This is a genomic window from Streptomyces sp. NPDC045968 (assembly GCF_056430475.1).
The window spans coordinates 247537-259969 of the sequence record NZ_JBWKLF010000001.1 but is presented as its reverse complement, the minus strand read 5'-3'; the positions used below and the strand labels follow the sequence as shown (position 1 = coordinate 259969).

Here is a 12433-nt window from a genome sequence, read left to right as displayed (position 1 = left end):
TGGTCAAGGGACTAGACCACCTCGGCCGCATCTCCCGTCACCCACATCACGGGTCGGAGACAGATTTTCATGGCTTTCCCCGCCCTCCTGCCCGATATCGGGCAGATTTCTTGCACAATGCGAGCCCGACACGCAATATCGACGAGTGCTCGAACGCCGCTCGTCGCACGACGACCTCATCGACCACCTGGTGCGCAGCACCGCGCTCCAGCGCGGTGAGGCGGCCCGGGTGATCCTCGATGTGCTGGCGTACTTCGACGAGACGACCGACGACTTCGTCCGCCGCCGCCACCGAGAACTGCAGTCCGGCGGCCTGGTGAACACGGAGATCTTCGAACGGATCGCGGCCGAGCTGCCGTACCGCGCGGTCGCGCCGCCGGAGCTCTCGCTCCGTCAGCTGCGCCGCATCGTCTACGGCTGAGCACTCACTTGTACGTCGATGGAGGGGCAGAGACTCTATGTGCGGAATCGTCGGTTATATCGGCAAGCGTGATGTGGCACCCCTGCTGCTGGAAGGTCTGCAGCGGCTGGAGTACCGGGGTTACGACTCGGCGGGCCTCGTGGTCACCAGCAAGGCGGCGGCCGGCAAGCCCGGCACCCTGAAGATGGTCAAGGCCAAGGGCCGGGTCCGCGAGCTGGAGGCCCGTGTCCCCAAGCGCTTCGCCGGCACCACCGGCATCGCCCACACCCGCTGGGCCACCCACGGCGCCCCGAGCGACGAGAACGCCCACCCCCACATGGACGCCGACAACAAGGTCGCCGTCGTCCACAACGGCATCATCGACAACGCCGACGAGCTCCGTGCGAAGCTCGTCGCCGACGGCATCGTCTTCCTCTCCGAGACCGACACCGAGGTGCTGGTCCACCTCATCGCCCGCTCGCAGGCGGTCACCCTGGAGGAGAAGGTCCGCGAGGCCGTGCGCCTGGTCGAGGGCACGTACGGGATCGCCGTCATGCACGCCGACTTCAACGACCGCATCGTCGTCGCGCGCAACGGCTCCCCGGTCGTCCTCGGCATCGGCGAGAAGGAGATGTTCGTCGCCTCCGACGTCGCCGCCCTGGTCGCCCACACCCGCCAGGTCGTCACCCTCGACGACGGCGAGATGGCCACCCTCAAGGCCGACGACTTCCGTACGTACACGACGGAGGGCTCGTCCACGACGGCCACGCCCACCACCGTGGAGTGGGAGGCCGAGTCGTACGACATGGGCGGCCACGACACGTACATGCACAAGGAGATCTCCGAGCAGGCCGACGCCGTGGACCGTGTGCTGCGCGGCCGGATCGACGACCGGTTCTCCACCGTGCACCTCGGCGGCCTCAACCTGGACGCCCGCGAGGCGCGCGGGGTCCGCCGGATCAAGATCCTGGGCTGCGGCACCTCGTACCACGCGGGCCAGATCGGCGCCCAGCTGATCGAGGAGCTCGCCCGCATCCCCGCGGACGCCGAGCCCGCCTCCGAGTTCCGCTACCGCAATCCGGTCGTGGACCCCGACACCCTGTACGTCGCGGTCTCCCAGTCGGGCGAGACGTACGACGTGCTGGCCGCCGTCCAGGAGCTCAAGCGCAAGGGCGCGCGCGTCCTGGGCATCGTCAACGTGGTCGGCTCCGCGATCGCCCGGGAGGCCGACGGCGGTACGTACGTCCACGCCGGGCCCGAGGTCTGTGTCGTCTCGACCAAGTGCTTCACCAACACGGTCGTCTCGTTCGCCCTGCTCGCCCTGCACCTGGGCCGGATCCGGGACCTGTCGGTCGCCGACGGCAAGCGGATCATCGACGGCCTGCGCAAGCTGCCCGGCCAGATCAGCGAGATCCTCGCCAACGAGGACGAGATCAAGAAGCTGGCCGCCGAGTACGCGGACGCCAAGTCGATGATGTTCATCGGCCGGGTGCGCGGCTACCCCGTCGCCCGTGAGGCCTCGCTGAAGCTCAAGGAGGTCTCGTACATCCACGCCGAGGCCTACCCGGCCTCCGAGCTGAAGCACGGCCCCCTCGCCCTCATCGAGCCCGCGATGCCGACCGTGGCGATCGTCCCGGACGACGAGCTGCTGGAGAAGAACCGCGCCGCGATGGAGGAGATCAAGGCCCGCAGCGGCCGCATCCTCGCCGTCGCCCACCAGGTGCAGGAGAAGGCCGACCACACCATCGTCGTACCGAAGAACGAGAACGAGCTGGACCCCATCCTGATGGGCATCCCGCTCCAGCTCTTCGCCTACCACACGGCGCTGGCCATGGGCCGCGACATCGACAAGCCGCGCAACCTGGCGAAGTCCGTCACGGTCGAGTAGTCGTACGCGAAGAACAGCGAGCGGCCCCGTCCCACGTCACCGTGGGGCGGGGCCGCTCGCTGTTCTTCAGGGGCGACTCAGGGAATGACGATGACCGGTCGCTGCGCCCGGCGCGCCAGGCGGCCCGCCACCGAGCCGAAGATCCGGCCGACGATGCCGTGCGTCGAGCCGACGACGATGGCGTCGGCCGAATACTCGCGGCCGACCTCCTCCAGCTCGTGGCAGATGTCGCCGCCGCGCTCGACGAGCACCCACGGGACCTCGGAGAGGTAGTCCGCGCAGGCCAGCTCCAGGCCGAGGACCTCGGTGCGGTGATCGGGCACGTCGACGAAGACGGGAGGCTCGCAGCCCGCCCAGACGGTGGTCGGCAGCCGGTTGGCGACATGCACGATGATCAGGCCCGAAGCGGAACGCGAGGCCATGCCGATGGCATACGCCAGGGCCCGTTCACTGGACATGGAGCCGTCAAAACCGACCACGACTCCGTGCCGGAAGGCCGGGTCGCAGGAATGACGTGTTTCTTCTACCGTCAGCGGGTCCGACTCTGGGTCGGCAACCTGCTTGCGGTCTGCGGGTTCAGGGATTTCGTGACCGGCCATCGGTGTCTCGGCGAAGAGAGTCCTCGTGTGGAGGGAGCGGCTTCGGGCGGTGTTTCAGGAGGCGAAGGTGTGTCCGGGAATCATCTTCCCAACCCCATACCCCCAAGGGTACGGCGCCACTCCTCCACAGCCCAGACCCCCGCAAAGCGCGTGCGACGTTGGAGGGAGCATGCCCGAGGCGGCGGCGTATGGCAATGCCGGTTGTGCCGTACACCGAGCCTCACCCGACCGGACGACACCATTCCGCACCCTCCCCTCCCCTCCCCCTTCCACGGGCCCCCGCGGGCCGCTTCGGGGCGATTCGTGACCAGTCAGGACATTCCGGCGTTAGCCCCACCGTCACACTGAGCCACCACCGCCTTCCAGGGAGCAGAAACCGTGCCCGTAGCCGTGTCCGCACCCCCGGCCGACCCGACCGCCGGCGCCCCCCTCGTCGAGCCCGCGGGCACCGCCATGCCCCCGGACGCGGCCCGCTGGGGGCTGTTCTGCTGCCTGCTCGTCCCCGCCGCCTTCGCGGTGTACGGCACCTGGCTCGGCGGCGGCGCGTCCTGGGCCCTCGGGCTGGCGGCCGTCACCGCGGCCTGCCGACTGCTGCTGCGCCGGTCCGCACACGACAACGCCGGGGCGGCCACCCCCGCACGCGAGCCCGCCGACGCCCCCTCGCGCACCCCCTCGTACGCCCCCTCGCGCGCCCGCGAGACCGAAGGCGCGCGCCGGGGCGGTAGGTGATCGAGGGGTCGCACGCCGGGGCGTGACTGGTTTCCGCGCACACAACCGCTGGTTTTCAGCCAACTTCGCGCCACCGTCCAACTCTTGGTGTTCTGCCCGGCCAACCCACGTGCCACCAGGCAGGAATAGACCGCGCGGTACGCTTTCACCCAACGGGGACGGGCCAAGATCGCGAGGCGCACTTCCCTGGGCGCCTCGCGAGTGGAACGCTTCGTGATCGACAGCTTCGCGCCAAGTTGCCTTGTCGACATAGTGCCGGTGGGGGAACGTGTCACCACGGCACCACGGGACGCAGTAGATTCGATCATGGGACGAAGTCTGCGGACTCGTGCGAGACCGAGGGGAAACGTGCAGGAGCGACAGGCCCGTAAGGACCAGGGAGACGCGAACACCGAGGGGGGCTTAGCGTCATGAGCCAGGACTCCGCCACCGCAACGGAGGCCGCACGGAAGCTGACCGGGCGGCGACGCCGGGAAGTCGTAGCCGTACTGCTTTTCAGCGGCGGCCCTATCTTCGAGAGCTCCATCCCGCTCTCAGTCTTCGGAATCGACCGGCAGGACGCGGGAGTTCCCCGCTACCGGCTGCTCGTCTGCGGAGGCGAAGAGGGGCCACTGCGCACCACGGGTGGACTCGAACTCAGCACACCGTACGGCCTTGAGGCGATCAGCAGGGCAGGCACCGTCGTGGTGCCCGCCTGGCGATCCATCACATCACCACCTCCCGCAGAGGCGTTGGACGCGCTGCGCCGTGCCCACGAAGAGGGCGCACGCATCGTCGGACTGTGCACGGGAGCCTTCGTCCTCGCCGCGGCCGGCCTGCTCGACGGCCGTCCGGCGACGACACACTGGATGTACGCACCGACGCTGGCCAAGCGCTATCCGTCGGTGCACGTCGATCCGCGTGAGCTCTTCGTCGACGACGGCGACGTGCTCACCTCCGCCGGCACGGCCGCCGGAATCGACCTCTGCCTGCACATCGTCCGTACGGACCACGGCACGGAGGCCGCCGGGGCACTCGCCCGCCGGCTCGTCGTGCCGCCGCGCCGCAGCGGCGGTCAGGAACGCTACCTCGACAGGTCGCTGCCGGAGGAGATCGGCTCCGACCCGCTCGCCGAGGTGGTGGCCTGGGCGCTGGAGCACCTCCACGAACAGTTCGACGTGGAGACGCTGGCCGCGCGGGCCTACATGAGCAGACGGACCTTCGACCGGAGGTTCCGCTCGCTCACCGGCAGCGCACCGCTCCAGTGGCTCATCACCCAGCGGGTGCTGCAGGCACAGCGGCTGCTGGAGACCTCCGACTACTCGGTCGACGAGGTCGCGGGCCGCTGCGGGTTCCGCTCACCGGTCGCGCTGCGCGGGCACTTCCGCCGCCAGCTGGGCTCGTCCCCGGCGGCCTACCGGGCCGCCTACCGGGCCCGCCGTCCGCAGGGCGGGGGCCTGGAGAGCATCACCACGGCGATCGACCCGGTCGTGCCCGCCCAGGGCGCGGTCACGGGCCGGCGGCCCGCACCGGCTGCCGCACCACCCGGGCCGGCCCCGGTCGGCGCGGTCTCCGGCGGCTCCATGGAGCACCTGAGACCGGGTCCGGACGCGTACGCCCCGGGACGCCCGGCCCTGCCGGGGCAGCGCAGCGCCCCGTAGGGTGGGGCCCATGAACGACCGTATGGTGTGGATCGACTGCGAGATGACCGGGCTCTCGCTGACGGACGACGCACTCATCGAGGTGGCCGCACTGGTCACCGACTCGGAGCTGAACGTGCTCGGCGAAGGGGTGGACATCGTGATCCGCCCGCCGGACGCGGCCCTGGTGACCATGCCCGAGGTGGTGCGGCAGATGCACACCGCCTCGGGGCTCCTCGACGAGCTTGCAGGGGGTACGACCCTGGAAGCCGCCGAGGAGCAGGTCATGGCCTATGTGCGCGAACACGTGAAGGAGCCCGGCAAGGCCCCGCTCTGCGGAAACTCGGTCGGTACCGACCGGGGCTTCCTCTCGCGGGACATGCCGCAGCTGGAGGGCTACCTCCACTACCGGATCGTCGATGTGTCCTCGGTCAAGGAACTCGCACGCCGCTGGTACCCGAGGGCGTACTTCAACAGTCCGGACAAGAACGGCAACCACCGGGCACTGGCGGACATCCGCGATTCGATCACGGAGCTCCGCTACTACCGGGAGGCGGTCTTCGTACCGCAGCCCGGCCCCGACTCGGTACGCGCCAAGGAGATCGCGGCGCGCTTCGCGGCCCCCGCGGAGTAGAACGACGACCCTGGTCACGGGCCTTTCGGGGCCCGTGGACGGGGCGGAAACAACCAGGGCGCGAGCACCCTCTCGGACCCTGTACACTTTTTCTCGGCCGGTCGGAAAAGCGACCGGGCGACATGGTGGGTATAGCTCAGCTGGCAGAGCACCTGGTTGTGGTCCAGGATGTCGCGGGTTCAAGTCCCGTTACTCACCCTGAAGGAAGAGCCCCGGTCCGCGGACCGGGGCTCTTCTCGTTGTGCCGACGCCCTTCGCCTCCCCTGACCCGGGTCACGGGAAGCGGAGGGCGTTCCCGCGTCCGGTCAGGACGAGTCCCGTACGACCAGTTCCGTGGGCAGCACGATGCGCGGGCGGTCGTCGGAGGGGTCCGCGATCTCCTGGAGCAGGACGCGGGTCATCGTGCGGCCCATCTCCTCGGTGGGCTGCCGGACGCTCGTGAGCGGCGGGTCCATGTGGCGGGCCACCGCCGAGTCGTCGAAGCCGACCATGGCGATCTCGTCGGGGACGCGGCGGCCGGCCTCGCGCAGGACCTGGCGGGCGCCCGCCGCCATCACGTCGGACGCGGCGAAGACCGCGTCGACCTCGGGGCAGCGGCCGAGGAGCTCCCGCATGGCGCGGGCGCCGCCCTCCTCGGTGAAGTCGGCGGGGGCGATCAGGCGCTCGTCCGGGGCCAGGCCCGCCGCGGCGACAGCCTCTCGGTAGCCGTCGAGCCGGCGCTGGGCGCCGTACACGTCGAGGCGGCCCGTGATGGTGGCGATGGAGCGGCGGCCACGGGAGATGAGGTGGTTGACGGCCGAGCGGGCGCCCTCGAAGTTGTCGGAGTCGACCGACGCCAGGGGTTCGGCGGCGTGCCTGCGACCGCTGATCACGCAGGGCATGCCCAGCTGCGCCAGCAGGTCGGGAAGGGGGTCGTCGGCGTGCACGGAGACCAGGAGGACGCCATCCACGCGGTGCGCGGTCAGGTACTGGGCCAGCCGGCGGCGCTCGCGGTCGTTGCCCGCGAGGGTGAGCAGCAGCTGCATCTCGGTGTCGGCGAGGGCCGCGCCGACCCCGCGCACGATGTCGGAGAAGTACGGCTCGGCGAAGAACCGGGTCTCCGGCTCGGGCACGACGAGGGCGATGGCGTCCGTGCGATTGCCCGCCAGGGCGCGGGCGGCACGGTTGGGCACGTACCCCAGTTCGTTGACCGCCGCCTCGACCGTGGCCCGGGTGGTGTCGCTCACGCGGGGTGATCCGTTGATCACCCGGGACACCGTGCCGCGGCCGACGCCCGCTCTCGCCGCGACCTCCTCGAGTGTGGGCCGCCGCCCCTGCCTTCCACGAACAGTCATGGCTGCCCCTCCCAGTCGTCGAAAATTTCTCACAAGCTGATAACTGAGACAAGTCTCGGCGTCCGGTCCCTTGACACCCTCTCAGCGAGCCGCAACCCTTCAACACATCACGTATGGGAGCGCTCCCACCGTACCTGACTCATACACATCCCGCACGTCCCTCACCTGGGCCACAGCGCGAAACAACGTACGGACGCGTTCGCGCAGTTGGGCCGGGGAGGGCACGTACAGGGCACTAGGAGGCCGCAATGCGCACTTCTGTCTTCACCCGGGGAACGACCGCGCCACCGCCCCGCCGCACCTTCCGCAGGGCCGTGGTCGTCGCCGCCGTCGCCGCGCTCGGTGCCGGGCTGCTGGCCGGCTGCGCGGAGGATTCCGGTGATCCCTCGTCCTCCTCGTCCGCGGGCGGCAACGGGAAGGGCAGGACGACGATCACCGTCGGCGTCTTCGGTGCCTTCGGTCTGAAGGAGGCGGGGCTGTACGACAAGTACATGAAGCTCCACCCCGAGATCAACATCGAGCAGACGTCGATCGAGCGGAACGAGAACTACTACCCGCAGCTGCTCACGCACCTCGCCTCGGGCAGCGGTCTCGCCGACATCCAGGCGATCGAGGTCAACAACATCGCCGAGATCGCCCAGACGCAGTCCGCCAAGCTGGTGGACCTGGGCAAGACCGCCGGGGTGAAGAAGGAGAACTTCCTGGAGTGGAAGTGGGCGCAGGGCACCGACAAGAGCGGTAAGACGGTCGCGCTCGGTACCGACATCGGCCCCCAGGGCATCTGCTACCGCAAGGACCTCTTCGAGAAGGCCGGGCTCCCCACCGACCGCGAGGAAGTCGGCGCGCTGTGGGCCGGTGACTGGCAGAAGTTCCTCGAAACGGGCGAGAAGTACAAGGCGAAGGCGCCCAAGGGCACCGCGTTCATCGACTCCGCCTCCGGCCTGATGGCCGCCGTCCAGGGCGGCTCGGCCGAGCGCTACTACGACAAGGACGGGAAGGTCGTCTACAAGACCAACCCGGCGGTCAAGGACGCCTGGGATGTCGCCGCGAAGGCGGCCGACCGCGGTCTGACGGCCAAGCTCCAGCAGTTCCAGCCCTCCTGGGACCAGGCCATCGTGAACGGCACCTTCGCCACCATCTCCTGCCCGCCGTGGATGGTCGGCTACATCAAGGACAAGGGCGCCGAGAAGACCGAGGGCAAGTGGGACATCGCCGCCGCGCCCAAGAGCAGCAACTGGGGCGGTTCCTTCCTGACCGTGCCCGAGGCCGGCAAGAACAAGGAGGAGGCCGCCAAGCTCGTCGCCTGGCTGACCGCCCCTGAGCAGCAGGCCACGTTCTTCGCCAAGCGCGGCAGCTTCCCGAGCGCGCAGGCCGCGTTCTCTCTGCCCGAAGTCGCCGACGCCAAGGACCCGTACGTCAACGACGCCCCGATCGGCAAGATCTTCTCCGACGCCGCCAAGAACATCCCGGTGACCATCGTCGGCCCGAAGGACCTGATCATCGCCCAGAACCTGGCCGATGTCGGCATGCTCCAGGTCGACCAGAAGGGCGTCTCGTCCGAGGACGGCTGGAACGCCGCGGTGAAGGCGATCGACAACGCCCTGGAGAAGTGACCTCCGGTGAGCGGAACGACAAGTAAGTCCCGTACGGCCGCGCCCCTCTCCGAGGGGGGCGCGGCCCCGCGCCGCGTGGGCGGCGGCGGTTCGCCGGGTCCGGGGCACAGCAAGCGGCGCAGCCGGCTGTACCGGTGGGACCTGAAGTGGAGTCCGTACGCCTTCGTGGCTCCGTTCTTCGTCTTCTTCCTGGCCTTCGGCCTCTTCCCGCTGCTCTACACGGGGTGGGCCTCGCTCCACCAGGTGGAGCTGACCGCCCCGAACGACATGGAATGGATCGGGCTGCGCAACTTCTCCAGACTGATGGAGGACGAGTTCTTCTGGAACGCGCTGCGCAACACCCTGACCATCGGGGTCCTCTCCACGGTTCCGCAGCTGCTGATCGCCCTCGGCATCGCGCATCTGCTCAACTACAAGCTCCGCGGCTCGATGTTCTTCCGGGTCGCGATCCTCACTCCGTACGCGACGAGTGTGGCCGCGGCGACGCTCGTGTTCGTGATGCTGTTCGGCCGTGACATCGGGATGATCAACTGGCTGCTGGGGCAGGTCGGTTTCGGCCCGGTGGACTGGGAGAACGGCGAGTGGACCTCGCAGCTCGCCGTGTCGACGATCGTCGTCTGGCGGTGGACCGGCTACAACGCGCTGATCTACCTGGCCGCGATGCAGGCGATCCCGAACGACCTCTACGAGTCGGCGGCGCTGGACGGCGCCACCCGCTGGCAGCAGTTCGTCCATGTGACGATCCCGTCGCTGCGGCCGACCATCCTCTTCACCTGTGTGGTGTCGACGATCGGCGCGACCCAACTCTTCGGTGAGCCGCTCCTGTTCAACCGGGGCGCGGGTGCCACCGGCGGGGCCAACCACCAGTTCCAGACGCTCGGTCTCTATCTGTACGAGCAGGGCTGGGTCAATCTCCACCTCGGCCGGGCCTCGGCCATCGCCTGGACGATGTTCCTGATCCTGCTGCTGATCGGCGCCGTCAACTGGCTGATCGGCCGTCGTCTGCGCAAGAGCTCATGAGGGGCGACACGATGACAACCCTGACTCCGGCCGACCGGGTGATCCCGCCGGACGCACCGCCGGGCAAGCGGAGGGGACTGCGGCGCGGCGGCAACCGCGCCGGCAAGCACCTGCACGGCGGCAGGATCACCTACGCGGTGCTGACCGTCTTCACGGTGATCTCGCTCTTCCCCCTGGTGTGGACAGCCATCGCGGCGTCCCGCAACAACCACCGGCTGGCGCAGAATCCGCCGCCGTTCTGGTTCGGCGGCAATCTCTTCAAGAACCTGGAGATCGCCTGGACCGACGCCAACATGGGGTCCGCCCTGCTCAACACGGCGATCGTCGCCGGTTCCATCACGGTGGGCACGGTCGTCTTCTCCACGCTGGCGGGGTTCGCCTTCGCCAAGCTGCGCTTCCGCTTCAAGAACGTCCTGCTGCTGCTGGTCATCGGCACGATGATGGTGCCGCCGCAGCTCAGCGTCGTACCGCTGTACATGATGGTCGCCAAGCTCCAGTGGACCGATCAGCTCCAGGCGGTCATCCTGCCGACACTGGTGAGCGCCTTCGGGGTGTTCTTCATGCGGCAGTACCTGATCGGGGCGCTGCCCACCGAGCTGATCGAGGCGGCCCGGGTCGACGGGGCGAGCAGTCTGCGCATCGTGTGGCACGTGGTCTTCCCGGCCGCGCGGCCCGCGATGGCGGTGCTCGGGATGCTGACGTTCGTCATGGCCTGGAACGATTTCTTCTGGCCGATCATCGCGCTGACCCAGAACGGCAGCCCCACCGTGCAGGTGGCGCTCACCGGGCTGGGCCGGGGGTACATCCCCGACCAGTCGGTGATCATGGCGGGCGCCCTGCTCGGCACGCTGCCCCTGCTGGCCGTCTTCGTGCTCTTCGGCAAGCAGATCGTCGGCGGCATCATGCAGGGCGCCGTCAAGGGCTGACCCCCCGCACGCCCTCCTTCTCCCTTTCCCAGGACTCTCAGGACACTCACGGAGGCTCTCCATGTCCGCACACTTTCCACCCGGTTTCCTCTGGGGCACCGCGACCTCCGCGCATCAGATCGAGGGCGCGGTACGGGAGGACGGCCGTACGCCCTCCATCTGGGACACCTTCAGCCACACACCGGGCAAGACGGAGGGCGGCGACCACGCCGACGTCGCCACCGACCACTACCACCGCCGCACCGAGGACGTGCAGCTGATCGCGGACCTCGGGGTGAACGCGTACCGCTTCTCCGTCTCCTGGTCCCGGGTGCAGCCCACCGGGCGCGGACCGGCGGTCCAGCGCGGCCTGGACTTCTACCGCCTCCTGGTCGACGAGCTCCTGGAGCGGGGCGTGAAGCCGATGCTCACGCTCTACCACTGGGACCTCCCGCAGGAGCTGGAGAACGCCGGCGGCTGGACGTCGCGGGAGACCGCCGTCCGCTTCGCCGAGTACGCGGACATCGTGGCGCGGGCGCTCGGTGACCGGGTGGAGCTGTGGACCACGCTCAACGAGCCCTGGTGCAGCGCCTTCCTCGGATACGGCTCCGGGGTGCACGCCCCGGGGCGTACGGAGCCGGTCGCCGCGCTGCGCGCCGCCCATCATCTGAATCTGGCGCACGGCCTGGGCACGCAGGCACTGCGTGCGGCACTGCCCGCCCGGGCGCAGGTCTCGCTGAGCCTCAACCCGAGTGCGGTGCGGGCGCGGACGCAGTCGCCGCAGGATCTGGATGCCGCGCGCCGAATCGACGCGCTGGCCAACCGGGTCTTCTCGGACCCGGTGCTCAAGGGCTCGTACCCGCGGGACCTGTTCGAGGACACGGCGCGGCTGACCGACTGGTCGTTCGTGGAGCCGGGCGACCTGGCGGCGATCAACCAGCCGCTGGACTCGCTGGGCATCAACTACTACACACCGGCGATCGTCTCCGACGGCACCGACGCGCAGGGCCCGCGCCACGACGGACACGGGTCGAGCGACCATTCGCCGTGGCCCGGTTCGGAGCATGTCGCCTTCCACCAGCCGCCGGGCGAGCAGACCGAGATGGGCTGGTCGATCGACCCGTCGGGGCTGCACGACCTGCTCATGCGGTACACGAAGGAGGCGCCGGGCATGCCTCTGATGATCACGGAGAACGGTGCGGCGTATCCCGACAAGCAGGGTGACGACGGTGTGGTGCGGGACGTGGAGCGCATCAGCTATCTGCACGGGCATCTGTCGGCGGTCCACCGGGCGATCGAGGACGGGGCCGATGTGCGCGGCTACTTCCTCTGGTCGCTGATGGACAACTTCGAGTGGGCGTACGGCTACGGCAAGCGCTTCGGCATCGTCCACGTCGACTACCCCACCCAGACGCGTACGCCCAAGGCCAGCGCCCACTGGTACGGCGAGCTGGCGAGGACAGGGGTCCTTCCGAAGCCGCCGACCGGCTGAGCACGCCACGAACCGGGGCACGGCGGAACGAGGGTGCCGCCGTGCTCCACTCCTGTCGGTCTCACCGCCCGACCCGTCCGGGCGCCCTCAAGCCGTCCGGCGATCGAGGACATCTTCCATCCGCGGAAAAAGGGGGGCGCGCACCCCGGCCGGGGTCGTGGGGGGATGTGGGGCCCGGCCGGGGCACGCGGGGGGGGTGG

Annotated in this window: 11 protein-coding genes and 1 tRNA gene; 10 read left to right on the top strand and 2 right to left on the bottom strand. The window is 69.4% G+C overall.

Annotation, left to right across the window (positions count from 1 at the left end; all coding sequences use genetic code 11):
• The first annotated feature begins 145 nt into the window (after positions 1-145).
• Positions 146-421 carry a hypothetical protein gene (locus tag AC07FA_RS01110; RefSeq protein WP_479072583.1) on the top strand — a complete coding sequence of 92 codons (276 nt, stop codon included), beginning with the start codon at positions 146-148 and terminating at the stop codon, positions 419-421.
• Between the two features lie 37 nt (positions 422-458).
• A complete protein-coding gene (gene glmS, locus AC07FA_RS01105; RefSeq protein WP_479072582.1) occupies positions 459-2288 on the top strand; it encodes a glutamine--fructose-6-phosphate transaminase (isomerizing) in 1830 nt (609 codons plus the stop codon).
• A 77-nt stretch (positions 2289-2365) separates the two neighbouring features.
• Here the strand turns inward: glmS and AC07FA_RS01100 are convergent, their stop codons facing one another.
• On the bottom strand, positions 2366-2887 hold the full coding sequence (locus tag AC07FA_RS01100; RefSeq protein WP_479072581.1) for a universal stress protein: 522 nt from the start codon (positions 2885-2887) through the stop codon (positions 2366-2368).
• Between the two features lie 378 nt (positions 2888-3265).
• On the opposite strand from AC07FA_RS01100, the gene AC07FA_RS01095 reads away from it, so the two are divergent.
• The 4 genes from AC07FA_RS01095 (at position 3266) to AC07FA_RS01080 (ending at position 6067) form a co-directional block, all read left to right on the top strand.
• Positions 3266-3616 carry a hypothetical protein gene (locus AC07FA_RS01095; RefSeq protein ID WP_479072580.1) on the top strand — a complete coding sequence of 117 codons (351 nt, stop codon included), beginning with the start codon at positions 3266-3268 and terminating at the stop codon, positions 3614-3616.
• Positions 3617-4026: 410 nt separating this feature from the next.
• The gene (locus AC07FA_RS01090) at positions 4027-5256 is read left to right on the top strand and encodes a helix-turn-helix domain-containing protein (protein WP_479072579.1); all 1230 of its coding nucleotides are present in this window, start codon (positions 4027-4029) and stop codon (positions 5254-5256) included.
• A gap of 10 nt (positions 5257-5266) precedes the next feature.
• Positions 5267-5869, top strand: coding sequence for an oligoribonuclease (gene orn, locus AC07FA_RS01085; protein ID WP_479072578.1), 603 nt, complete (start codon positions 5267-5269; stop codon positions 5867-5869).
• Between the two features lie 125 nt (positions 5870-5994).
• Positions 5995-6067: transfer RNA gene (locus AC07FA_RS01080), tRNA-His, on the top strand.
• 107 nt (positions 6068-6174) lie between these two features.
• Here the strand turns inward: AC07FA_RS01080 and AC07FA_RS01075 are convergent.
• Positions 6175-7203 (bottom strand): LacI family DNA-binding transcriptional regulator, encoded by a 1029-nt coding sequence (locus tag AC07FA_RS01075; protein ID WP_479072577.1) that lies wholly within the window; start codon positions 7201-7203, stop codon positions 6175-6177.
• 248 nt (positions 7204-7451) lie between these two features.
• Here AC07FA_RS01075 and AC07FA_RS01070 point away from each other — a divergent pair, with 248 nt between their 5' ends.
• From AC07FA_RS01070 to AC07FA_RS01055, 4 genes are all read left to right on the top strand, one after another.
• Positions 7452-8816, top strand: a complete 1365-nt coding sequence (locus AC07FA_RS01070; protein WP_479072576.1) for an ABC transporter substrate-binding protein — start codon at positions 7452-7454, stop codon at positions 8814-8816.
• A gap of 75 nt (positions 8817-8891) precedes the next feature.
• Positions 8892-9836: a carbohydrate ABC transporter permease gene (locus AC07FA_RS01065; protein ID WP_479073407.1), complete on the top strand. Its 945-nt coding sequence runs from the start codon at positions 8892-8894 to the stop codon at positions 9834-9836.
• A gap of 11 nt (positions 9837-9847) precedes the next feature.
• Positions 9848-10762, top strand: a complete 915-nt coding sequence (locus AC07FA_RS01060; RefSeq protein WP_479072575.1) for a carbohydrate ABC transporter permease — start codon at positions 9848-9850, stop codon at positions 10760-10762.
• A 61-nt stretch (positions 10763-10823) separates the two neighbouring features.
• Positions 10824-12233, top strand: a complete 1410-nt coding sequence (locus AC07FA_RS01055) for a GH1 family beta-glucosidase (protein WP_479072574.1) — start codon at positions 10824-10826, stop codon at positions 12231-12233.
• Positions 12234-12433: the final 200 nt, after the last annotated feature.

Excerpts from the sequence above, each read along its gene's own strand:
- AC07FA_RS01100 (WP_479072581.1), bottom strand. The coding sequence starts at position 2,887 with ATGGCCGGTCACGAAATCCCTGAACCCGCAGACCGCAAGCAGGTTGCC.
- AC07FA_RS01075 (WP_479072577.1), bottom strand. The coding sequence starts at position 7,203 with ATGACTGTTCGTGGAAGGCAGGGGCGGCGGCCCACACTCGAGGAGGTC.
- AC07FA_RS01060 (WP_479072575.1), top strand. The coding sequence starts at position 9,848 with ATGACAACCCTGACTCCGGCCGACCGGGTGATCCCGCCGGACGCACCG.
- AC07FA_RS01090 (WP_479072579.1), top strand. The coding sequence starts at position 4,027 with ATGAGCCAGGACTCCGCCACCGCAACGGAGGCCGCACGGAAGCTGACC.
- orn (WP_479072578.1), top strand. The coding sequence starts at position 5,267 with ATGAACGACCGTATGGTGTGGATCGACTGCGAGATGACCGGGCTCTCG.
- glmS (WP_479072582.1), top strand. The coding sequence starts at position 459 with ATGTGCGGAATCGTCGGTTATATCGGCAAGCGTGATGTGGCACCCCTG.
- AC07FA_RS01055 (WP_479072574.1), top strand. The coding sequence starts at position 10,824 with ATGTCCGCACACTTTCCACCCGGTTTCCTCTGGGGCACCGCGACCTCC.
- AC07FA_RS01070 (WP_479072576.1), top strand. The coding sequence starts at position 7,452 with ATGCGCACTTCTGTCTTCACCCGGGGAACGACCGCGCCACCGCCCCGC.